This is a genomic window from Streptomyces sp. NPDC107562 (genome assembly GCF_055657325.1).
The window spans coordinates 1-22,936 of sequence record NZ_JBVKBE010000019.1; the positions used below are offsets into that span (position 1 = coordinate 1).

At 70.4% G+C, this 22,936-nt stretch carries 15 protein-coding genes, 1 rRNA gene, 1 pseudogene and 1 riboswitch; of the genes and pseudogenes, 13 read left to right on the forward strand and 4 right to left on the reverse strand.

What is annotated here, in order from left to right:
* The 11 genes and pseudogenes from rrf to ACZ7LV_RS34875 form a co-directional block, all read left to right on the forward strand.
* Positions 1-95 (forward strand): 5S ribosomal RNA (gene rrf, locus ACZ7LV_RS34825); the annotation flags it as partial.
* A 108-nt stretch (positions 96-203) separates the two neighbouring features.
* Entirely contained in the window at positions 204-812 is a 609-nt protein-coding gene (locus ACZ7LV_RS34830; RefSeq protein WP_471945366.1) for a CDP-alcohol phosphatidyltransferase family protein, read from the forward strand.
* 114 nt (positions 813-926) lie between these two features.
* Positions 927-3,422 (forward strand): sugar phosphate nucleotidyltransferase, encoded by a 2,496-nt coding sequence (locus ACZ7LV_RS34835; RefSeq protein ID WP_471945367.1) that lies wholly within the window; start codon positions 927-929, stop codon positions 3,420-3,422.
* 106 nt (positions 3,423-3,528) lie between these two features.
* Positions 3,529-4,440, forward strand: coding sequence for a DUF881 domain-containing protein (locus ACZ7LV_RS34840; RefSeq protein ID WP_471945368.1), 912 nt, complete (start codon positions 3,529-3,531; stop codon positions 4,438-4,440).
* On the forward strand, positions 4,437-4,769 hold the full coding sequence (locus ACZ7LV_RS34845) for a small basic family protein (protein WP_003988855.1): 333 nt from the start codon (positions 4,437-4,439) through the stop codon (positions 4,767-4,769). Before ACZ7LV_RS34840 ends, ACZ7LV_RS34845 begins: the two co-directional genes overlap by 4 nt.
* A gap of 5 nt (positions 4,770-4,774) precedes the next feature.
* The gene (locus tag ACZ7LV_RS34850; protein ID WP_471945369.1) at positions 4,775-5,656 is read left to right on the forward strand and encodes a DUF881 domain-containing protein; all 882 of its coding nucleotides are present in this window, start codon (positions 4,775-4,777) and stop codon (positions 5,654-5,656) included.
* A gap of 61 nt (positions 5,657-5,717) precedes the next feature.
* Complete coding sequence (locus ACZ7LV_RS34855) at positions 5,718-6,677, forward strand: FHA domain-containing protein (protein WP_471945370.1); 960 nt, start codon at positions 5,718-5,720, stop codon at positions 6,675-6,677.
* A gap of 43 nt (positions 6,678-6,720) precedes the next feature.
* Positions 6,721-7,461 carry a transcriptional regulator FtsR gene (gene ftsR / locus ACZ7LV_RS34860; protein ID WP_471945371.1) on the forward strand — a complete coding sequence of 247 codons (741 nt, stop codon included), beginning with the start codon at positions 6,721-6,723 and terminating at the stop codon, positions 7,459-7,461.
* A gap of 271 nt (positions 7,462-7,732) precedes the next feature.
* A complete protein-coding gene (locus ACZ7LV_RS34865; protein WP_026281837.1) occupies positions 7,733-8,206 on the forward strand; it encodes a bifunctional nuclease family protein in 474 nt (157 codons plus the stop codon).
* 261 nt (positions 8,207-8,467) lie between these two features.
* Positions 8,468-9,151, forward strand: coding sequence for a MerR family transcriptional regulator (locus ACZ7LV_RS34870; RefSeq protein ID WP_471945372.1), 684 nt, complete (start codon positions 8,468-8,470; stop codon positions 9,149-9,151).
* Positions 9,152-9,215: 64 nt separating this feature from the next.
* A pseudogene (locus ACZ7LV_RS34875) lies at positions 9,216-10,654 on the forward strand (DNA polymerase IV).
* On the opposite strand, the gene ACZ7LV_RS34880 reads toward ACZ7LV_RS34875, so the two are convergent.
* The gene (locus ACZ7LV_RS34880) at positions 10,576-10,947 is read right to left on the reverse strand and encodes a PRC-barrel domain-containing protein (protein WP_365448118.1); all 372 of its coding nucleotides are present in this window, start codon (positions 10,945-10,947) and stop codon (positions 10,576-10,578) included. The pseudogene ACZ7LV_RS34875 and the gene ACZ7LV_RS34880 overlap by 79 nt on opposite strands.
* 114 nt (positions 10,948-11,061) lie before the next feature.
* A riboswitch (glycine riboswitch) is annotated at positions 11,062-11,160 on the forward strand.
* 174 nt (positions 11,161-11,334) lie between these two features.
* Between ACZ7LV_RS34880 and gcvP the strand changes: the two genes are divergently transcribed.
* Entirely contained in the window at positions 11,335-14,220 is a 2,886-nt protein-coding gene (gene gcvP, locus ACZ7LV_RS34885) for an aminomethyl-transferring glycine dehydrogenase (RefSeq protein WP_471945373.1), read from the forward strand.
* A 71-nt stretch (positions 14,221-14,291) separates the two neighbouring features.
* Here gcvP and ACZ7LV_RS34890 read toward each other — a convergent pair whose 3' ends face one another.
* From ACZ7LV_RS34890 to kdpB, 3 genes are all read right to left on the reverse strand, one after another.
* Positions 14,292-14,690, reverse strand: a complete 399-nt coding sequence (locus ACZ7LV_RS34890) for a TOBE domain-containing protein (protein ID WP_471945374.1) — start codon at positions 14,688-14,690, stop codon at positions 14,292-14,294.
* Between the two features lie 85 nt (positions 14,691-14,775).
* Positions 14,776-16,731 carry an APC family permease gene (locus ACZ7LV_RS34895; protein WP_471945474.1) on the reverse strand — a complete coding sequence of 652 codons (1,956 nt, stop codon included), beginning with the start codon at positions 16,729-16,731 and terminating at the stop codon, positions 14,776-14,778.
* Positions 16,732-16,975: 244 nt separating this feature from the next.
* The gene (gene kdpB, locus ACZ7LV_RS34900; RefSeq protein ID WP_471945375.1) at positions 16,976-19,117 is read right to left on the reverse strand and encodes a potassium-transporting ATPase subunit KdpB; all 2,142 of its coding nucleotides are present in this window, start codon (positions 19,115-19,117) and stop codon (positions 16,976-16,978) included.
* Between the two features lie 877 nt (positions 19,118-19,994).
* Here kdpB and ACZ7LV_RS34905 point away from each other — a divergent pair.
* Positions 19,995-22,547: an ATP-binding protein gene (locus ACZ7LV_RS34905; protein WP_471945376.1), complete on the forward strand. Its 2,553-nt coding sequence runs from the start codon at positions 19,995-19,997 to the stop codon at positions 22,545-22,547.
* The last annotated feature ends 389 nt before the right edge of the window (positions 22,548-22,936 follow it).

A 22,936-nucleotide genomic window follows, 5' to 3' on the forward strand; every position in this document is an offset into this window, starting at 1 on the left:
AAACGCCCGGTTACATTCCGAACCCGGAAGCTAAGCCTTTCAGCGCCGATGGTACTGCAGGGGGGACCCTGTGGGAGAGTAGGACGCCGCCGAACTACCTTTACAGCTCCGGCTCTTGGGCACATGCCCAGGGGCCGGAGCTTTTTTGCGTTGAGGTAGGGTCGGGGAGCATCGTTGGCTCGTTTTCGACAGGAGGCCCCCGGTTGGAGGTCCAGGAGACCCGTGTGCAGACGGACCGGGTCCTCACCATCCCGAACATCCTCAGCATGGCCCGGCTTCTTGGCGTGCCCCTGTTTCTGTGGCTGATCCTCAGGCCCGAGTTCGGCGGGCCGAAGAGCGACAGCTGGGCGCTGCTGGTGCTGGCTCTGAGCGGGATCACTGACTACCTGGACGGCAAACTGGCCCGGCGCTGGAACCAGATCAGCAGCCTCGGCCGGCTCCTCGACCCCGCCGCGGACCGGCTCTACATTCTCTCGACCCTGGTCGGGCTCACATGGCGTGAGATTCTCCCCCTCTGGTTGACCGCTGTACTGCTTGCGCGGGAACTGGTCCTGCTGGTGATGGTGGGCGTGCTCAGACGCCACGGCTATCCGCCGCCGCAGGTGAACTTCCTCGGCAAGGCAGCCACCTTCAACCTGATGTATGCCTTCCCGCTGCTGCTGCTCAGTGACGGAAGCGGGTGGCTGGCGTCACTCGCTGCGATTTTCGGATGGGCGTTCGCCGGATGGGGTACAACCCTCTATTGGTGGGCAGGAGTCCTCTACGTGGTGCAGGTCCGCCGTCTGGTTCGCGCGGACGCCACGGCCGATTGAGCTCGTCGATTGCGCGGCCGAAGCGGTGCGATGGCCCGCAAGGAAAAAGTGCGGGACAATTCGGACGGGTGAAGTCGGCTAGACCGTCGTCTCTTAGAGGAGGACGCTTCCGACATGAAGGCCGTCGTGATGGCCGGTGGCGAGGGCACGCGCCTTCGTCCCATGACCTCAAGCATGCCCAAGCCGCTCCTGCCGGTGGCCAACCGGCCGATCATGGAGCACGTGCTGCGGCTGCTCAAAAGGCATGGGCTCAACGAGACAGTCGTGACTGTCCAGTTCCTTGCCTCACTGGTCAAGAACTATTTCGGTGACGGCGAAGAGCTCGGCATGGAGCTCACGTATGCCAACGAGGAGAAGCCACTCGGTACCGCCGGAAGTGTCAAGAACGCCGAGGAGGCGTTGAAGGACGACACCTTCCTTGTCATCTCCGGTGATGCCCTGACCGACTTCGATCTCACCGAACTGATCAACTTCCACAAGGAAAAGGGCGCACTGGTCACGGTCTGTCTGACCCGTGTCCCGAATCCCTTGGAATTCGGCATCACGATCGTCGACGAAGAGGGCAAGGTCGAGCGGTTCCTGGAGAAGCCGACCTGGGGCCAGGTCTTCTCGGACACCGTGAACACCGGAATCTACGTGATGGAGCCCGAGGTCTTCGACTACGTCGAGGCCGATGTGTCCGTCGACTGGTCCGGCGAGGTCTTCCCGCAGCTCATGAAGGAGGGCAAGCCGGTCTACGGCTATGTCGCCGAGGGCTACTGGGAGGACGTCGGCACGCACGAGAGCTATGTGAAGGCGCAGGCCGACGTCCTGGAGCGCAAGGTCGACGTCGAGATCGACGGCTTCGAGATCTCACCGGGTGTGTGGGTCGCCGAAGGAGCCGAAGTACATCCCGACGCCGTACTGCGCGGGCCGCTCTACATCGGCGACTACGCGAAGGTCGAGGCCGGCGCGGAAATACGGGAGCACACCGTCGTCGGCTCGAACGTGGTCGTCAAGAGCGGCGCGTTCCTGCATCGGGCCGTCGTGCACGACAACGTGTATGTCGGCCAGCACAGCAATCTGCGCGGGTGCGTCGTCGGCAAGAACACCGACATCATGCGGGCGGCGCGTATCGAGGACGGCGCCGTCATCGGTGACGAGTGCCTCATCGGCGAAGAGTCGATCGTGCAGGGCAACGTGCGGGTCTATCCGTTCAAGACGATCGAGGCCGGCGCCTTCGTCAACACCTCGGTCATCTGGGAGTCGCGAGGCCAGGCGCATCTCTTCGGTGCGCGTGGTGTCTCCGGAATCCTGAACGTCGAGATCACCCCTGAACTGGCCGTGAGGCTGGCCGGCGCCTACGCGACGACGTTGAAGAAGGGGGCCACCGTCACGACGGCGCGTGACCACTCCCGTGGTGCCCGTGCGCTGAAGCGTGCCGTGATCTCCGCGTTGCAGGCCAGCGCCATCGACGTACGGGACCTGGAGAACGTACCGCTGCCGGTCGCGAGGCAGCAGACGGCTCGGGGCAGTGCCGGCGGGATCATGATCAGGACCACGCCCGGGGTGCCGGACTCCGTGGACATCATGTTCTTCGACGGGCAGGGTGCCGACCTCTCGCAGGCCAGCCAACGGAAGCTGGACCGGGTCTTCGCGCGTCAGGAGTACCGGCGGGCGTTCCCCGGTGAGATCGGGGACCTGCACTTCCCGTCCAGCGTCTTCGACTCGTACACCGGGTCGCTGCTGCGCAACGTCGACACCACCGGGATCGCCGAGTCGGGCCTGAAGGTCGTCGTCGACGCCTCGAACGGAAGCTCCGGGCTGGTGCTGCCCAGCCTGCTCGGCAAGCTGGGTGTGGACTCGCTGACGATCAACCCCGGTCTGGACGAGTCCAGGCCCACGGAGTCGGCGGACGCGCGGCGGTCGGGGCTGGTACGCCTGGGAGAGATCGTGGCGTCCGCGCGGGCCGCGTTCGGTGTGCGGTTCGACCCCGTCGGCGAGCGGTTGTCGCTGGTCGACGAGAAGGGGCGCATCGTCGAGGACGACCGTGCGCTGCTGGTGATGCTCGACCTGGTCGCGGCGGAGCGCCGCAGCGGGCGGGTGGCGCTGCCGGTGACCACCACGAGGATCGCCGAGCAGGTCGCGGCCTACCACGGCACCCAGGTCGAGTGGACGACCACGTCCCCCGACGACCTGACCCGGGTCGGACGGGACGAGACGACCATCTTCGGCGGTGACGGCAAGGGCGGCTTCATCGTCCCCGAGTTCAGCAGCGTCTTCGACGGCACGGCGGCCTTCGTGCGGCTGATCGGCCTGGTGGCGCGGACCCAGCTCACGCTGAGCCAGATCGACGCACGTATCCCGCGTGCACACGTCCTCAAGCGGGATCTGGCGACCCCGTGGGCCGTCAAGGGGCTCGTCATGCGGCGCGTCGTCGAGGCGGCCGGAGATCGTGACGTGGACACCACGGACGGGGTGCGCGTGGTCGAGGCCGACGGGCGCTGGGTGATGGTGCTGCCCGACCCGGCCGAGGCGGTCACCCACCTGTGGGCGGAGGGGCCGGACGACGCCTCCGCGCAGGCACTGCTCGACGAGTGGGCGGCCGTCGTGGACAGCGCCGGGCGGTAAACCAGCAGCACGCGCGCGTGCCGGACAAGTGTCCCCAAGGGGGCCTGTCCGGCACGCCGGTGGGGCCATTCGGAGGTAGCGGCCGCGACGTGCGACGATGTGCGGCATGCCGCAGCAGCCCCCCGTTCGGAGCACACCCGCGCGCCTCGCGCGCCCGGATGCGTCCATGTCGCTGCTCACCAACGTCATGGATCACAGCCTCGACGACGGCTACGCCGAGGCGGCGGCCCGTAAGAAGGCCGCCGGAGGCATGCCGAAGACGTTGCGGGCGAAGCTCGGTCTCGCCGCCGGGCTGGTGCTGGCGGCCCTGGTGGTCACCGTCGGCGCGGCGCAGGCGCGGGTGGCGGCGCCGGTCGTGGCGAAGGAGCGCGAGGAGCTCATCGACCGCATCGACCGGGAGACCACGGCGGCCGACGAGCTGGAGAGCAGCGTCGACAAACTGCGGGACGACGTGAGTGCCCGGCAACGACAGGCGCTCAAGCAGAGTGGCGGCGGTGACCAGACGGACCTGGTCGGCATCCTGTCCGGTGCCGCCGAAGTGCACGGCCCCGGCGTGAAGTTGGTCGTGAACGACGCCAAGGAGGCCACCGCCGGCGGCGACAGCGACCCCCGCGGGACCACGGGCTTCTCCGACACGGGCCGGGTGCGTGACCGTGACATGCAGCGCGTGGTGAACGGGCTGTGGGAGTCGGGTGCCGAGGCCGTCTCGATCAATGGACAGCGACTGACGGCGCTGTCGGCGATCAGGGCCGCGGGTGACGCGATACTGGTCGACAACCGGCCGCTGGTGCCGCCGTACACGGTGCTCGCGGTGGGGGACGGCGCGGAGCTGAGCACGAAGTTCCAGAACAGCGCGGACGGGCTCTACCTGCATGCCCTGCAGGAGAGCTTCGGCATCCGGACGAGCATCTCCACGGAGGGGGAGCTGCGGCTGCCCGCCGCGCCGAGTGTGATCGTCCGCACAGCACAGCCGATAACCGAGTCAGCACAGCAGAGTACTGAGGAAGGCACATCGTGATCGCCGTACTGGGCCTCGTCGTGGGAGTCGTGGCCGGATTGTTGGTCCGGCCCGAGGTTCCGGCGGTGGTCGAGCCTTATCTGCCGATCGCCGTGGTGGCGGCCCTGGACGCCGTCTTCGGTGGCCTGCGGGCCATGCTCGACGGCATCTTCGACGACAAGGTCTTCGTGGTCTCGTTCCTGTCGAACGTGGTCGTCGCCGCGTTGATCGTCTTCCTGGGCGACAAGTTGGGCGTCGGCGCCCAGCTCTCCACGGGCGTCGTGGTCGTCCTCGGTATCCGGATCTTCTCCAACGCCGCGGCGATCCGCCGGCACGTCTTCCGGGCGTGAGGCCGATGAGCGACCAGGACGACAGGACCGGCGAGATGACCTCAGGGACGACGGGCGGGAGCCGGCTGCGCAAGGAGCTGCCCCAGGAGGTGCCGGCCGAGCCCACGGCGGCGGACGACGTGACGTCACCGCCGGTCCCCGCCGGGGAGGAGGCGCGGTCCGAGATCACGGGGCGCCAGCGGCTCGTCGACGGACTGTGGCCGCCGCGGATCACCCGCGCCCAACTCATCGTGGCCCTGCTGCTGTTCGGCCTCGGCTTCGGCCTCGCGGTGCAGGTCGCCTCGAACAGCGACGGCGACAGCGCCCTGCGCGGCGCCCGGCAGGAGGATCTCGTGCGGATCCTCGATGAACTGGACGACCGAACTCAGCGTCTTGAGGACGAGAAGCAGGGTCTCGAGAACCAGCGGGACGAGCTGGAGAACAGCTCGAACCAGGCCGAGGAGGCCCGGCGGCAGACGATCGAGAAGGAAAGGCAACTCGGTGTGCTGGCGGGCACGGTGGCGGCACAGGGACCCGGCATCACGATGACCATCGACGACACGAAGGGGACGGTCGAGTCGGACATGCTGCTCGACGCGATCCAGGAGCTGCGCGCGGCCGGCGCCGAGGCGATCCAGGTGAACGGTGTACGGGTCGTCGCCAGCACCTACCTGACGGACTCCGGGGAAAGTGTGAGCGTCGACGGGAACAAGATCAACGCTCCCTATCGTTTCAAGGTCATCGGCAAGCCGCAGGACCTCGAACCGGCGCTCAACATCCCAGGAGGCGTGGTGCAGACGCTGGAGAAGGAGCAGGCCACCGTGACTGTCGAGCGGTCGGACAAGATCGTCGTCGACGCCTTGCGGGCGGTGGAGCGACCTGACTACGCTCGGTCGTCCTCCCAGTGAACCGGTGGTGCATGGGGGACGTCCGGGGAGGGCATGAGGTTGCGGGGGGTCGCCGCACCGATTGGGTGGTGCGTGGTGGAAACTGTCTGGTGGATACGGACGTTGTGAGGATGTCCGGGTCGGCCAGTATGTGCAATCAGGGTTCGTCCTGCCCCACGGGCGGGTCTGTTTCGGTCAAGGGGAATCGCCCGTGAAGTTGTTTGCGAAGTTGTTCGGCAAGAGCGCGCGAGAGGGTCGCGACAACGCGACCGCTCGGCATCGCGCACAGCCTGACGCGGAGGGCCAGCGCCCACTGTTCCGGGACCAGGTCGCTGGTCCGGGTGGTGACATTTCCGGTGGTCAGGGCGCGCCGTCGGTTGACCCTGCCCAGGCAGGCGGCATAGGTTTCGGGCAACCGTCGACCTCAAGTGCGGGTGGAGGGTTTTCCACCGACCCGTACGCGTCCCACGCCCCAGCGGGGCAGCCGCGGCAGGAGGATCCGTCCATGTCGGCCCTGGTTTGTACGAGGTGCGGCAACCGCAACGCGGAGAGCAGTCGCTTCTGTTCCCACTGCGGCGCGCCGTTGCGGCCGGGAGTGACGCCCGAGCGTCCGTCCGAGACGACCTCCACGATCTCCATCAGCGGTCTCGAGGCGTACGACGCCGAGGTCACCGGGCAGACGCAGATGCCGACGCTGTCTCCCGAGGCGCAGGCCGCGGTGGACGCGCTTCCCCTGGGCTCCGCCCTGCTGGTGGTGCGCCGGGGTCCGAACTCGGGCAGCCGCTTCCTGCTGGACAGCGATCTGACCACGGCCGGGCGGCACCCGCAGAGCGACATCTTCCTGGACGACGTGACGGTCTCGCGTCGGCACGTGGAGTTCCGTCGCGTCCCGGACGGTTCGTTCACGGTGGCCGACGTCGGCAGCCTGAACGGCACGTACGTCAACCGGGAGCGGATCGACCAGGTAGCCCTGTCGAACGGTGACGAGGTGCAGATCGGCAAGTACCGGCTCGTCTTCTACGCGAGCAGGCAGGCCATCTGACCCTCCTCCGGAGTCCGTCCGGAGAAACTCCGAGGGAAGTTCCATGCGTCACACACCGAGCGGCGGCTCCGGCTACGGTGCCGCCGCCACGGACAGCGGGCTGATGAGTATCGGCACGGTGCTGAACGTGCTGCGCGAGGAGTTCCCCGAGGTCACGATCTCCAAGATCAGGTTCCTGGAGTCGGAGGGGCTCATCGAGCCGCAGCGGACGCCGTCGGGGTACCGGAAGTTCAGCCCGGGGGACGTCGAGCGGCTCGGGCATGTGCTGAGGATGCAGCGGGACCACTATCTGCCGCTCAAGGTGATCCGTGAGCATCTCGACGCGATGGGGCGCGGCGAGCAGGTCCGGCTGCCGGCGTTGGGCCGGCAGCGTGACGGCGAGGCCGTGCTCGCCGACGAGGTGTCCGACGAACCCACCGCGGCCCGGATCGCACGGGCGGAGTTGCTCGAGACGGCCGGGATCGGTGAGCGGGAGCTCGCCGAGTGGGAGTCGTACGGGCTGCTCACCCCGGTGGCGGAAGGTGTGTACGACGCCGAGGCGGTCACCGTGGCGGCTCTCGTCGTCGAACTGGGGCGATCCGGGATCGAGCCGCGGCACCTGCGCGCGATGAAGGCCGCGGCCGATCGTGAGGCGGGGCTCGTGGACCAGGTGGTGGCTCCGCTGAAGCGGCACCGTAACCCGCAGACGAGGGCCCATGCGGAGGCACGGGCGAAGGAGCTGGCCGGGCTCACGGTGAAATTGCACGCCGCCCTGGTGCGGAGTGCACTCGGGGTGCGGCCCTGAGCCCTGCGGGGGCATAGGGGCGCGCCGATATGGGGCACCGCAGGCCACTCCAGGCCGGATCAGGCCAGGACAGGCGTGGGCCGTCCGGCGGCGGCCGAGCGGGCGTCGCGGCCCGTGAGGGCAGGTTGACGATGTCCGTAGGGGCACATCTGGGAAGGCGCTCCTGAGGGCGAGCGCCGCATCGCCCGCGTCTCGGGGGGCGGCGGCCGGATCGCGTGGGCGATGACGGCCCGACTACCCAAACGTCCCGGGCACGGCCTAGGGTTGCTGTGTGAACGAGCTCGATGTCGTAGGTGTCCGGGTCGAAATGCCCTCCAACCAACCGATCGTGCTCCTGCGCGAAGTGGGAGGCGACCGTTACCTCCCCATCTGGATCGGGCCGGGGGAGGCGACGGCGATCGCCTTCGCCCAGCAGGGCATGGCCCCCGCGCGACCGCTGACCCACGACCTGTTCAAGGACGTGCTGGAGGCCGTCGGCCAGGAGCTCACCGAAGTACGCATCACGGACCTGCGTGAAGGCGTCTTCTACGCCGAGCTGGTCTTCGCCAGCGGCGTCGAGGTGAGCGCCCGCCCGTCCGATGCCATAGCGCTCGCCCTGCGCACCGGAACGCCGATCTACGGCAGTGACGGGGTGCTCGACGACGCCGGCATCGCGATCCCCGACGAGCAGGAGGACGAGGTGGAGAAGTTCCGGGAGTTCCTCGACCAGATCTCGCCGGAGGACTTCGGCAGCAGCAGCCAGTGAACGGCGGCGGCCCGCGCGGACCAGGGGTCCGCGGCGGGCTGGTGTGTGCCCGGAACGCGCTCCGAGGCCCGGCACGTGCCAGCGGCGAGTGAGAGCGTCATGCGGATTCCCGTCATGGCATTCGGCTAGCCTTTCCCCGCGATGGGGTGCGGGAAACCACTCTTAGGGTGATTATCACTCGGCGTGCCGAGTGTGGCGATCGTTGACGCACCCTTGGTGACTGCCTACCGTCGAGAAGGCAGGTCAAGGACGGAGGTCGGCGTGAGAAGCAGCGGCGACGGTACGGCTGGGGGTGCCCCCGGACGCGGTTTCGGGGAGAGCGGTCCGTACCCTCCCCCGAGCTCTCGGTTTCGCCCGAGTGGGGGGTACCCTCCGCACGGCAGGGCGACTGATCACGCTCCGCAGCGACCAATGGCCGTTCCCGGCGGCGGAGGGGCGGCGCCCATGGCGTCCGAGGAGATCGGCTATCGCGGTCCGACGGCCTGCGCGGCCGCCGGCATCACGTACCGCCAGTTGGACTACTGGGCCCGGACGGGTCTGGTCGAGCCGAGCGTGCGGCCGGCCCACGGGTCCGGTACGCAGCGGCTGTACAGCTTTCGCGACGTCGTCGTCCTGAAGATCGTCAAGAGGTTCCTCGACACCGGGGTGTCGCTGCAGAACATCCGCACCACCGTTCAGCATCTGCGCGAGCGCGGCTTCCGGGATCTTGAGCGGATGACGCTGATGAGCGACGGCGCCACGGTCTACGAGTGCACCTCGCCCGACGAGGTCCATGCGCTGCTCCAGGGCGGCCAGGGGGTCTTCGGGATCGCGGTCGGTGTGGTCTGGCGGGACGTGGAGGGCGCCCTGTCGCAGCTGCACGGAGAGCGCATCGACACCGGTGAGACCCTCGTCGGGCACAACCCGGCGGACGAACTTGCGCGCCGGCGCAACCGGGCCGTCTGAGGCGCCCCGGATCCGGCTCGTTGCCGCGGCGGCGTTGTCAGTGGCGTGAGGCAGCATCGGACATGTGAGAACCGCGCCCACGATCCTGCATCTCGACATGGATGCCTTCTTCGCCTCGGTGGAGCAGGCGTCCAAGCCGAGCCTGCGCGGGAAGGCCGTGATCGTGGGTGGGCTCGGGCCGCGCGGGGTGGTGGCGACCTGCTCGTACGAGGCCCGGGTGTTCGGGGTGCATTCCGCGATGCCCATGGGGCAGGCGCGCCGGCTCGCGCCGAACGCCGCCTGTCTGGTGCCCCGCTTCGGGTTGTACCGGACGATCAGCGAGCAGGTGATGGGCCTGCTGCGGGCGCTGTCGCCGCTGGTGGAGCCGCTCAGCCTGGACGAGGCGTTCGTCGATCTGGAGGCCGGTGGGGCGGCGTGGGACCGGGAGTCGGCGCGGCTGGCCGGCGTGCGGCTGAGGGCCGACATACGGGCCGTCACCAACCTCACCGGGTCCGTCGGGCTCGCCGCCTCCAAGATGCTCGCGAAGATCGCTTCCGAGGAGGCCAAGCCGGACGGTCTGGTGCTGATCGAGCCGGGCACGGAGCGGGAGCTGCTGGAGCCGATGTCGGTGCGGACGCTGCCGGGCGTGGGCCCCGCGACGGGCGACCATCTGCGCCGGGCCGGGATCACCACCGTCGGGGAGATCGCCGAGGCGGGCGAGGACGAGCTCGTACGGCTGCTGGGCAAGGCGCACGGACACGCGCTGTACGCCATGGCGCTGGCCCGTGACGACCGGCCGGTGGTCGCCGAGCGGGAGGCGAAGTCCGTGTCGGTGGAGGACACCTACGACGTGGACATCCACGACCGGGTCCGGGTAGGGCTGGAGGTGCAGCGGCTCGCGGACCGGTGTGTGCGGCGGCTGCGCGGGGCCGGGCTCTCGGGGCGGACGATCGTCCTGAAGGTGCGGCGGTACGACTTCTCGACGCTGACCCGGTCGGAGACGCTGCGGGGGCCGACGGACGACCCGGCGGTGGTGCGGGAGGCGGCGGCCCGGCTGCTGGACTCCGTGGACACGACCGGGGGTGTGCGGCTGCTGGGGGTCGGGGTCAGCGGGCTCGCCGACTACACGCAGGAGGACCTGTTCGCGCAGGCGGCGGGGGAGCGGGAGGAGGGGGCGGTGGAGGACGTCGCGGAGGAGCCCGAGCGGCCGGAGGCCGGGCCCGTCGAGCGCCGCTGGGCGGCCGGGCACGACGTCCGGCACGCCGAGCACGGGCACGGATGGGTGCAGGGCAGCGGGCTGGGGAGAGTGACCGTGCGGTTCGAGACACCCGAGTCGGAGCCCGGGCGGGTGCGGACCTTCCGGGTCGACGATCCGGCGCTGGAGCCGGCGGATCCGCTGCCGTTGGTGGCGCGAAGACCCGAGCTCCAGGGCTGAGCCCCGCGGGTCATGTCTCGTCGGAGCCCGCCAGCTTGCCGAAGTCGCGGTCCGGGAGCGCCGGGGGAGCGGCCACGTCGAGTCCGTAGTGGTGGTAGAGCTGGAGTTCCTGCTCAGGGGAGAGGTGGCGGCCGACGCCGAAGTCGGGGGCGTCCTTGATCAGGGCGCGCTCGAAGGGGACGTGCAGCGTGCCGTCGATCAGCTCGCTCGGTTCCAGCGGCACGAAGGCGTCCCTGCTGAACAGGCCGGTCCGTATGGCCGCCCACTCCGGTACGCCGGTCGCGTCGTCGAGGTACACCTCGTCGATGGTGCCGATCTTGCTGCCGTGTCGGTCGAATGCCTTGCGTCCGATCAGGTTGCGCGGATCGATGTCGGTCTGCACGGGCCCTCCACTCGCTCGCACCTCATCCGTAAGCACTACAAAAGAGCACATTGCGGAACGCGGCCACTCGAACGCCCGGGCGTTGCCCTCGCTGGTACGCTGGCAAGCGGCTGCTGACCCCGTGCGGGAGAGTCCTCCGGAGATCACCACCGGGGGCGCCGAAGGAGCAAATCCTCCCCGGAATCTCTCAGGCCCACGTACCGCACGGACGAGGTCACTCTGGAAAGCAGAGCGGGTGTCACGGCTCCCGCTCTCACCGACGGTGCAAGCCGGACGTCCTGTGGCGGCCGGTGAAGCTCTCAGGTTGAGATGACAGAGGGGGAGGCCGTCGGGGCACCCGTGCCGGGGTGTCCCTCGAAGGTCGCGTCAGACCAGGAGGCCTCCGCAATGACCGCCCAGCGCATTCCGCTCTCCGAGCTCGAACAGGGCATCCCCTTCGAGCAGCGCCACATCGGGCCCGACCAGGAGGCGCGGGCCAAGATGCTCGCGCAGGTCGGCTACGGCTCGCTCGACGAGCTCACCGCCGCCGCGGTACCGGATGTGATCAAGAACGCCGACTCCCTGGACCTGCCGGGCGCGCGGACCGAGGCCGAGGTGCTGCGGGAGCTGCGCTCCCTCGCGGACCGCAACCAGGTGCTGGGTTCCATGATCGGGCTCGGCTACTACGGGACGTTCACCCCGCCGGTCGTGATGCGCAACGTCATGGAGAACCCGGCCTGGTACACCGCGTACACGCCGTACCAGCCGGAGATCTCGCAGGGCCGGCTGGAGGCGCTGCTGAACTTCCAGACCGTGGTCGCCGACCTCACCGGGCTGCCGACCTCCGGCGCCTCGCTGCTCGACGAGGGCACGGCCGCGGCCGAGGCCATGGCGCTCTCCCGGCGTATGGGCAAGAACAAGAAGGGCCTCTTCCTGGTCGACGCGGACGCGCTGCCGCAGACCATCGCCGTGATCCAGGGACGCGCCGAGCCGACCGGGGTCGAGGTGGTCGTGGCCGACCTCGCCGACGGCATTCCGGCCGAGGTCGCTGAGCGCGAGATCAACGGCGTGCTGATCCAGTACCCGGGTGCCTCCGGCGCCGTGCGCGACATCAAGGCGGTCGTCGACCAGGCGCACGAGCTGGGCGCGCTCGTCACCGTCGCCGCGGACCTGCTGGCGCTGACGCTGCTGAAGTCGCCGGGTGAGCTGGGCGCCGACATCGCGGTCGGCACCACGCAGCGGTTCGGTGTGCCGATGGGCTTCGGCGGGCCGCACGCGGGCTACATGGCGGTGCAGGAGAAGTTCGCGCGCAGCCTGCCCGGGCGGCTCGTGGGCGTCTCCGTCGACGCCGACGGCAACAAGGCCTACCGGCTGGCCCTCCAGACGCGTGAGCAGCACATCCGGCGCGAGAAGGCCACCAGCAACATCTGCACGGCGCAGGTGCTGCTCGCCGTGATGGCCGGGATGTACGCCGTCTACCACGGGCCCGAGGGCCTGCGGAGCATCGCGCGGCGCACTCACCGCTACGCCGCGATCCTCGCCGCGGGCCTTCGCGACTGCGGCGTCGAGATCGTGCACGGCGCCTACTTCGACACCGTCACCGCGCGGGTGCCGGGCCGGGCGGCCGAGGTCGTCGCCGCCGCGCGCGACAACGGCGTCAACCTGTGGCGCGTCGACGCCGACCAGGTCTCCATGGCCTGCGACGAGACCACCACGCGGGACCAGCTGGCCGCCGTATGGTCCGCGTTCGGCGTCGAGGGCGACATCGAGGCCCTGGACGGCGGCACGCGGGACGCGCTGCCCGACGGGCTGCTGCGCACCGACGCGTACCTGACGCACCCGGTCTTCCAGCAGCACCGCTCCGAGACCGCGATGCTGCGCTACCTGCGCCGGCTCGCCGACCGCGACTACGCGCTCGACCGCGGCATGATCCCGCTGGGCTCCTGCACGATGAAGCTCAACGCGACCACGGAGATGGAGCCGGTCACCTGGCCGGAGTTCGGTCAGCTGCACCCGTTCGCGCCGGCCGAGCAGGCGGCGGGATACCTGACGCTCATCCATGAGCTGGAGGACCGCCTCGCCGAGGTCACCGGCTACGACAAGGTGTCGTTGCAGCCCAACGCCGGTTCACAGGGTGAGCTGGCCGGACTGCTCGCCGTGCGCGGCTACCACCGTGCCAACGGCGACGAGCAGCGGACCGTGTGCCTGATCCCGTCCTCCGCGCACGGCACGAACGCGGCGAGCGCCGTCATGGCCGGCATGAAGGTCGTCGTCGTGAAGACCGCCGGGGACGGCGAGATCGACGTCGAGGACCTGCGGGCGAAGATCGAGCAGTACCGCGACGAACTGTCCGTGCTCATGATCACGTACCCGTCCACGCACGGCGTGTTCGAGGAGCACGTCGCCGACATCTGCGCCCAGGTGCACGACGCGGGTGGTCAGGTCTACGTCGACGGGGCCAACCTCAACGCCCTCGTGGGGCTCGCGAAGCCGGGGCACTTCGGCGGCGACGTGTCCCACCTCAACCTGCACAAGACGTTCTGCATCCCGCACGGCGGCGGCGGTCCGGGCGTCGGCCCCGTGGCCGTGCGCTCGCACCTCGCGCCGTTCCTGCCGAACCACCCCCTGCAGCCCGAGGCCGGGCCGGAGACCGGGGTCGGGCCGATCTCGGCCGCGCCGTGGGGCTCGGCGGGCATCCTGCCGATCTCGTGGGCCTATGTGCGCCTCATGGGCGGGGAGGGCCTGAAGCGGGCCACGCAGGTGGCCGTGCTGAGCGCCAACTACATCGCCAAGCGCCTGGAGCCGCACTACCCGGTGCTGTACACCGGTCCGGGCGGGCTGGTCGCGCACGAGTGCATCATCGATCTGCGGCCCCTGGCCAAGGCCACCGGCGTCAGCGTCGACGACGTGGCCAAGCGGCTGATCGACTACGGGTTCCACGCGCCGACGATGTCGTTCCCGGTGGCCGGGACGCTGATGATCGAACCGACCGAGTCCGAGGACCTCACCGAGATCGACCGGTTCTGCGAGGCGATGATCGCCATTCGCGCCGAGATCGAGAAGGTCGGCGCGGGCGAGTGGCCGGCCGACGACAACCCGCTGCGCAACGCTCCGCACACCGCCGGCCTGCTGGGCGGCGAGTGGAGCCACGCCTACACGCGCGAGGAGGCCGTCTTCCCGGCCGGGGTGTCGGTCGCCGACAAGTACTGGCCGCCGGTGCGCCGCATCGACCAGGCCTTCGGTGACCGGAACCTGGTGTGCTCCTGCCCGCCGCTGGACGCGTACGAGGACTGAGGTCCGTGGCGGCGAGGGCTCCTTCGTGGGGCCCTCGCCGTGTTTTCGGGGACTTCCGGACGCCGGCCGGGTCAGGTGCGGTCGATGTGTACGTTTGTCGACTTCACGCGGGCCGTGGCCTCCATGCCGACCTCCAGGCCCAGCTCCTCGACCGCCTCCCGGGTCAGCAGCGAGACCAGGCGGTGCGGGCCGGCCTGGATCTCGACCTGGGCGGCGACGTCGCCGAGCTTGATGGCGGTCACGATGCCGGGGAAGGCGTTGCGGGCCGAGGTGTACGGCGGCTCCTCCTCGCCGCCGCTTCCCGCCCTGGCCAGCTCGACCGAGAAGGCGGCGAGGTCCCTGCCGTCGATCAGGCGTCGGCCGCTGTCGTCGCGCAGGGTGGCCACGCGGCCGGCGTCCGCCCAGCGGCGTGCGGTGTCGGGGCTCACGCCGAGGAGCCGGGCGGCCTGGCCGATCGTGTAGGAGTGCATGCCCGTCACGATAGGACGGGGGATCGCCGGGGGTGGGTGCGGGCCCGCCGCGGGTGCGGTGCGGGGACCGCCGGCGGTGCGGGCCTCAGCCGGTGTGCACGCGGGGGCGTCGGGTCACGTCCGGCTCCGCCACGCGCAGCACCTCCCGGGTGACCGGCGCGACCTCCCCTTGGCCGAAGAGGAAGAAGCGCAGGAAGTTGGCGAAGGGATTGCCCTCGGTCCACTCGAAGTAGATGTGCGGGGTGCAGCCCGTGGTGTCGCGGACGTGCAGGAGCAGGGCGGCCAGGGCGTTGGGGATGGAGGAGGACTCCAGGGTCAGGACGCGGTAGCGGTTGTGCAGGACCTCGCCGTGGACCGTCACACCGGCCTCGAACTCGGACGGGTCCGTCACCGTCACCTCGACGAACACGAAGTCCTCGGGGCCGGCGACGTCGTTGTCCTGGCGGATCTGCTCGATCTTGTCGCGGTACTCGGTGACGTCCCGGCTGTCGGGCTCGTTCGCGATGAACCGGATCTTGCGGCTGGCGATGTCCCGCACGAACCGCTCCGCCATGGGGTCCAGCGTCACGCTCGTCACCCGGAGTTCGAAGGCGCGGGCCAGCCGGGAGACCAGGGAGAGGATCATGATGCCCGCGATGAAGCAGGCGCCGATCTTCACACCGTCGGGGCGCTCGACCACGTTCACCACGGTGGTGTACAGGAACACGACCGAGATCACGCCGAAGCCCACGGTCCATCCGCGCTGGCCGGCCTTGCGGGCGGCGATGGTCACCGCGATCGCCGCCGAGCTGATCAGCACCAGCACTCCGGTGGCGTAGGCGCCGCCCTGCGCGTCCACGTCGGCGTCGAAGAGCCAGGTCACCAGGAAGGCGACCAGGGTGAAGACGATGACCATCGGGCGTACCGCACGCGCCCAGTGCGGGGCCATGCCGTAGCGGGGCAGGTAGCGCGGCATCAGGTTGAGCAGGCCCGCCATGGCCGAGGCGCCGGCGAACCACAGGATGGCAATCGTCGAGACGTCGTACACCGTGCCGAAGGCGCTGCCCAGGTACTCGTGCGCGAGATAGGCCAGCGCGCGGCCGTTGGCCTGGCCGCCCTCCTCGAACTCGGCCTCCGGGATGAGCAGCGTGGTGATGAAGCTGGTGCTGATCAGGAAGCCGCTCATGATCAGGGCGGCGGTGGTGAGCAGCTTCTTGGTGCCGCGGATCCGGCCCTCGGGGCGCTCCTCGGTGTCGCGCGCATCTCCCTTGACGTGCGGCATCACGGCGACGCCGGTCTCGAAGCCGGAGAGGCCGAGGGCCAGCTTGGGGAAGACGATCAGGGCCACGCCGATCATCACGAAGACGTTGCCGTGCTCGGCGGTCAGGGCGCTGGACCAGTCGGTGACGACATGGCCCTCGGCGGCGACGTGCCAGAGGCCGGCCACGACCACCACGGCGTTGAGCGCCAGGTAGGTGGCCACCAGGGCGACCGCGACGCCGATGGCCTCCAGGAAGCCCTTGAGGAACACCGCGCCGAGCAGGGCGATGAGCACCATGGTGATCAGCAGCTGCCGGTCGTGCAGGGCGTCGTTCAGGTGGGGGTTCTCGATCAGGTGGGTGGAGGCGTCGGCGGCCGAGAGGGTGATGGTGATCAGGAAGTCGGTCGCGGCGAAGCCGAGCAGCGTGAGGACGAACAGCTTGCCCTTCCAGAAGGTGAGCAGGCGTTCCAGCATCGCGATCGAGCCCTGGCCGTGCGGGCTCTCCTCGGCCACTCTCCGATAGACCGGCAGGGCGCCCGCCAGGGTGACGATCACCAGCACGACGGTCGCGACGGGCGAGAGCAGACCTGCCGCGAGGGCGGCGATGCCGGGCTGGTAGCCGAGGGTGGAGAAGTAGTCGACGCCGGTCAGGCACATCACGCGGTACCAGGGGCGCCCCTCGGCCGGGGGAGCGGGAGGGGCGTGCGGGCCCTGGTGGCCGCCCGGCCTGCCCATGTCGGACAGCCCTTCCAGCATCCAGACGCGCAGGCGGCCGGGTGCGGTGTGTGGGGTCGGGGCCATCGACGTGCTCCAGTGGTCCGGCTCGGCATGCGGTGCGGCCATCACGCGGACGGCGCGCTCAGCGTATGCGGAGAGTGACGCCTGGGCCTTCGCTTGGCGGGCTCGCGGCGTCAAGCTTGCGTTAAGACTGGGCGGTGGGGCGGGGCGGCGCATCAAGGCCGTGGCAATCGCGTGGACTTCGACCCTGTTGAGCCGTATGGGGGTGGGCATCCCGGACCCCGGGGACGGACACCGAGTGTCACAGTCAGCCGAGGCCGGGTATGCCGGAGATCAGCAGGTCGATCACCTTGATGCCCACGAACGGCAGCACGAGACCGCCGAGCCCGTACAGGAGCAGGTTGCGGCGCAGGAGATCGTGTGCGGAGGCGGGCTTGTAGCGCACTCCACGCAGGGCCAGGGGGATCAACGCCACGATGATCAGCGCGTTGAAGATGATCGCAGCGGTGATGGCGGACGTCGGGCTGTGCAGGCCCATCACGTTCAGGGACTCGAGGCCCGGGTAGGCCCCCGCGAACATCGCGGGGATGATCGCGAAGTACTTGGCCACGTCGTTGGTGATGGAGAACGTCGTCAGCGCCCCTCGGGTGATGAGGAGTTGCTTGCCGATCTCGACGATGTCGATGAGCTTCGTCGGGTCGGCGTCGAGGTCGACCATGTTGCCGGCCTCCTTGGCGGCCGACGTACCGGTGTTCATCGCCACGCCGACGTCGGCCTGCGCGAGCGCCGGGGCGTCGTTGGTGCCGTCGCCGGTCATCGCGACCAGCTTTCCGCCCGCCTGCTCCCGCTTGATGAGGGCCATCTTGTCCTCGGGAGTGGCCTCGGCGAGGAAGTCGTCGACGCCCGCCTCCCGGGCGATCGCCTTGGCGGTGATCGGGTTGTCGCCGGTGACCATCACCGTGCGGATACCCATCCGGCGCAACTGCGCGAAGCGTTCGTGGATGCCTTCCTTCACCACGTCCTTGAGGTGTACGAGTCCCAGCACGCGGGGGCCGTCCCGGTCGTGCACGGCCACGAGCAACGGCGTGCCCCCGGCCGCGGCCACCGAGTCGGCGAAGTGCCGTGCCTCGGGCGGGATCTGACCGCCGTACATCTGCACCCACTCGATCACCTGCTGCGCGGCGCCCTTGCGGATCGCGCACACGGCGCCGTTGTCCCAGCGCAGGTCGACGCCGCTCATCCGGGTACGGGCGCTGAAGGGCACCCATCGCGCATGCGTCAGCTCTTCCGACGAGGGCGCACGCAGCCCGAACCGCACCTTCGCCAGCACGACGACGGACCGGCCCTCGGGGGTCTCGTCGGCCAGCGAGGACAACTGGGCGGCCTCGGCGAGCCGCCCCTCCTCGATGCCCGACATGGGCACGAAGGCGGCGGCCTCACGGTTGCCCAGGGTGATGGTGCCGGTCTTGTCCAGCAGCAACGTGGTGACGTCGCCCGCCGCCTCGACCGCGCGCCCGGACATGGCGAGCACGTTGCGTTGCACCAGCCGGTCCATGCCGGCGATGCCGATCGCGGACAGCAGGGCGCCGATGGTCGTCGGTATGAGCGTGACCAGCAGGGCGACGAGCACGGTCGTCGACTGGGCGGCGCCCGCGTAGGCGGCCATCGGCTGCAGGGTGACCACGACCAGGAGGAACACGATGGTCAGCGCCGCCAGCAGGATGTTCAGCGCGATCTCGTTCGGCGTCTTCTGCCGGGAGGCGCCCTCGACCAGGGCGATCATCCTGTCCAGGAAGCTGTGGCCGGGGCGGGCGCTGATCCGCACGACGACACGGTCGGACAGGACCGTGGTACCGCCCGTCACTCCGCTGCGGTCGCCGCCGGCCTCACGGACGACGGGGGCGGACTCACCGGTCACGGCGGACTCGTCGACCGCCGCCACACCGTCGACCACGTCGCCGTCGGCCGGGATCGTCCGGCCCGCCTCGACCAAAACCACGTCCAGCGGCTTGAGGGCGGCGGGGGTGACGGCCTCCGTGCGTACGATGCGCAGGTCGCAGCCGTAACGCCAGTCGAGGATCCGCAGCGCCACGGTCTCCGTACGCGCGCGGCGCAGCGACTCCGCCTGGGCCTTGCCCCTGCCCTCCGCCACGGCCTCGGCGAGGTTGGCGAAGACGACCGTCAGCCACAGCCAGACGCTGATCGTCCACGTGAAGACGGCCGGATTGAGCACGGCCGACAGGGTGGTCACGACCGCTCCTACGGAGACCACGCACAGCACCGGGTTCCTCACCAGGTCCCGCGGGTGGAGTTTGCGCAGGGCGTCGGGGAAGGACCGGACGAGCTGGGCCGGATCGAACAGGCCGCCCTGCGCGCGCCGCCGCGGGACGGTCGGCGCAGTGGGCTGTGGAGGGGACGCCGGGGCCTGCTCGGGAGCAGCGGGAAACATGGACACCTTCGTGTCTCGTGACCGGCCCCGGGCGTGCCGGGGCACGCCGGCGGGCCGGCAGGTCGGACAGTACGTCGGACGCCGGAGCCATGCGGTGCCGGGGCCCCGGCACCGCACGACGGGGTACTGACCACCGGCGGCGGGATGACGACCGGCGCGCATCGGGCGCCGTCGGCGGGAGGCCCCTGGCGCCCGCGGCCCATGCGGCGGCCAGAAGAGAATGCAACCACCGCCGGTGATCCGGACGGCGCGAATCCTCGCCGAATTTGCGGCTCTCATACGGCTGCACCGCGGGCCCTGTCAGCATCTCGTCAAGTGCGCCTGAGGAGTCGTCAAGTGGGCGTCAACGCGCACCTCGTGATGCCGGACCCGGTCGCAGACTGTCCAGAACGGAGGGACGACCGCCGGTCGCGTGGAGGCCGTGCCCGTCATGGCGCGGGACCGCGGAGCGCGGCCGCCGCGGGTCTCGACGGGAACGGTCACGGTCCCGCCCGAAGCCGGTGTCGGCCGCGGTCAGGAGGGGGTGTGGTCGGACCGGTGGAGTGCCTCCGGCAGCGGACCGTGGCCGCGCGGGCCGCTCCACGCCGCCGCCGACGGGGTTCCGTTCCCGCGCGGCTGCGCCTTCCGCTCGCGGCCACGGTTCTGCTCCTCACCTCGCCGGGCGCGTGATCGAGGACACGGTCGTCGTACGACGTGGTCCTGTGCCGTGGTGGTGTCGTGGTGGTCGAATCCGTCGTGGTTCGACTCGGCGGTCCGGCAGGACCGTCCGGCCCCGCGCCCGTGCGTCGTCAAGGTGGTGTCAACGTCCTTGTGAGTTGCGCCAGGGACGCGTCAAAAGGACTGACCCCGGGTGCCGCCGGGCGCTTCCCTGAGGGGGATGAACGAAGTACGGCGCGGACGGCTGAAGGTCTACCTCGGGGCGGCTCCGGGGGTCGGCAAGACGTATCGCATGCTCGACGAGGGGCGGCGTCGTGCCGCCCGCGGAGTGGATGTGGTCGTGGGGTTCGCCGAGTGCCACGGGCGACACCGCACCGAGGCGATGCTGGACGGACTCGAGGTCCTCCAGCCGGTTCCGTGCGCCTACCGCGGCGGCCGGTTCGAGGAGATGGACCTCGCCGGGGTCCTGGCCCGCCGGCCGCAGGTCGCCGTCGTGGACGAACTCGCCCACAGCAACGTCCCCGGCGGCGGCCGGAACGCCAAACGATGGCAGGACGTCGAGGAGTTGCTCGCCGCCGGGATCGACGTCGTCACCGCCGTCAACATCCAGCACCTGGAGTCGATCAAGGACGTCGTCGAGAAGATCACCGGGGTGCCTCAGCAGGAGACCGTGCCGGACGAGGTGGTGCGCCGAGCCCATCAGGTCGAACTGGTCGACATGGCGCCCGAGGCGCTGCGCCGCCGGATGGCGCACGGCAACATCTACGCCCCCGAGAAGATCGACGCGGCCCTCGCCAACTACTTCCGGCCGGGGAACCTGACCGCGCTGCGCCAACTGGCGCTGCTGTGGACGGCCGACCGGGTCGACGAGGCACTGCAGACCTACCGGGCCGAGCACTCGATAGGCAGGGTGTGGGAGACCCGGGAGCGGGTCGTGGTCGCCCTGACCGGAGGTCCGGAGGGCGACACGCTCATCCGGCGCGCCGCCCGGATCGCCGACCGGTCGGCAGGCGGGGATCTGCTCGCCGTGCACGTGGCCCGCAGCGACGGTCTCGCCACCGGCTTCTCCCACGCGTCGCTGGCCCGGCAGCGCCGGCTGGTGGAGGACCTCGGCGGCAGCTATCACTCCGTGGTCGGTGACGACGCCGCCACCGCGCTGGTGGACTTCGCGCGGGCCGAGAACGCCACCCAACTCGTCCTCGGCTCCAGTCGGCGCGGACGCCTGGAGCGGTTCCTGACCGGTTCGGGCACGGGGGAGAGAGTCGTCGCGCTCTCCGGTGACATCGACGTCCATCAGGTCACACATGAGCGGGCCGGTCGCGGCACCCTGCTGCCGTCCCGGCGCCGTACGCTGTCGAGGGCCCGGATGATCGCGGGGCCGGTGGCCGGGCTGGTGCTGCCGTTGCTGCTGACGATCGTCCTGGCCCAGCTGCGGGGCACGTTGACCCTCACCAGCGAGGCCCTGCTGTTCCTGCTCGCGGTGGTGGGCGTGGCCTGCATAGGCGGCGTGGCCTCCGCCGTGATCGCCTCCCTCACGGCGTCGGTGCTGCTCAACTACTGGTTCATCCCGCCCATAGGGCAGTTCACGCTCGCCGACGCCAACGCCCTTGTGGCCCTCGGCGTCTTCGCGGTCGTCGCCGCCACCGTGGCCGCCGTCGTCGACCGCTCGCTGAGACTGTCGCGCCGCGCCGCGCGTGCCACCGCGGAGGCGGAGACGATGTCCTCGCTGGCCGGCAGCATCGTCCGCGGCGGCCAGACGATCCCGGCGCTGCTGGAGCGCACCCGGGAGACCTTCGGAGCGGACTCCGTGGAACTCGTGTCCGAGGTCGCCGAGGAGGGAGGGACGGGTGTTGTCCGGTTGCGGGGTGGCCGCACGGACGAGGACGGCGACACCGTGGTACCTGCCGGGCCAGGGGGCTACCTGGTGCTGCGGGGTGGTGCCCTGTCGGCCTCCGAGCGGCGGGTCCTCGCCGCCTTCGCCGCGCATGTGGGGGCGGCCGTGGAACGGGCCCGGCTCGCCGAGGCGGCCGCCGAGGTCGAACCGGTGCGCGCCGCGGACCGGATGCGTACGGCGCTGCTGCGGGCCGTCGGGCACGACCTGCGTACCCCGCTCGCCGCCGGCTGGGCCGCCGTCACCTCGCTGCGCAGCCGGGACGTCGAGTTCTCCGCGATGGACCGCGACGAGCTTCTGGCCACCGCCGACGAGTCCATGGCCAAGCTGAACCGCCTGGTGGAGAACCTGCTCGACCTCAGCCGGCTGGAGGCGGGCGTGCTCAAGCTGAACCTGAGGCCGACCTCGCTGGAGGAGGTGCTCCCGGCGGCACTGATGGACACCCCCGGCGTCGAGGTCGGGAACCTGGAGCGGATCCCGCAGGTGCTGGTGGATCCGCCACTGCTGGAACGTGTCATCGCCAACCTGGTCGGCAACGCCGATCGGTACGCCCCGGCCGGTACGAAAGTGCTGGTCAGTGCCAGTGTGCTGGCGGGCCGGGTGGAACTGCGCGTCGTGGACCGGGGTCCCGGACTGCCGGTGGCCGGGCGGGAGCGACTGTTCGAGCCGTTTCAGCGGCTCGGCGACACGGACAACACCACCGGGCTCGGGCTGGGGCTGGCGCTCGCCCGTGGACTGACGGAGGCGATGAGCGGAACCGTCAGTCCCGAGGACACCCCCGGCGGCGGGCTGACCATGGTCGTGTCGATGCCGCTGGCCGGGAGGCCGGACGCGCCGGGAGCCGGGATGTCCGACCACGTCGGGCACGGGTCGCGTCGCTGACGGCGGGGCCGTCGCGGAATCGGGAGGGGGGCTGGGCCGCCGGGTGCCACCTGAACCGAGGTCGCGTCGAGGGCCCGGGCTGTGCGGCGACGTGGTGCCGGCCGGGTGGGGGTGGGTCGACCCGAGACCAGTTCGGCCGGGTCGGTGAGTCTCGTCGGCAGGGGCCGTGTCACGCCGGGGCAGCCGGTCGCCCACCGCCGGGCCACAGCGGGGAGGGGCGGCCCTACGGGGGCTGGCCGCGGCGAGGGACGGGGCCGTCGTACGGTCCTGGTCACGGCGGAGGGGGGCCGTCGTACGGGCTGGGTGGCTGGGGCCGGTGTCCCCGCGTGGCCGTTGGTCGTTCTGGACGAGGTTCGGGTCGGGGCGTCGGCAGGACTCGACCAGGTTCG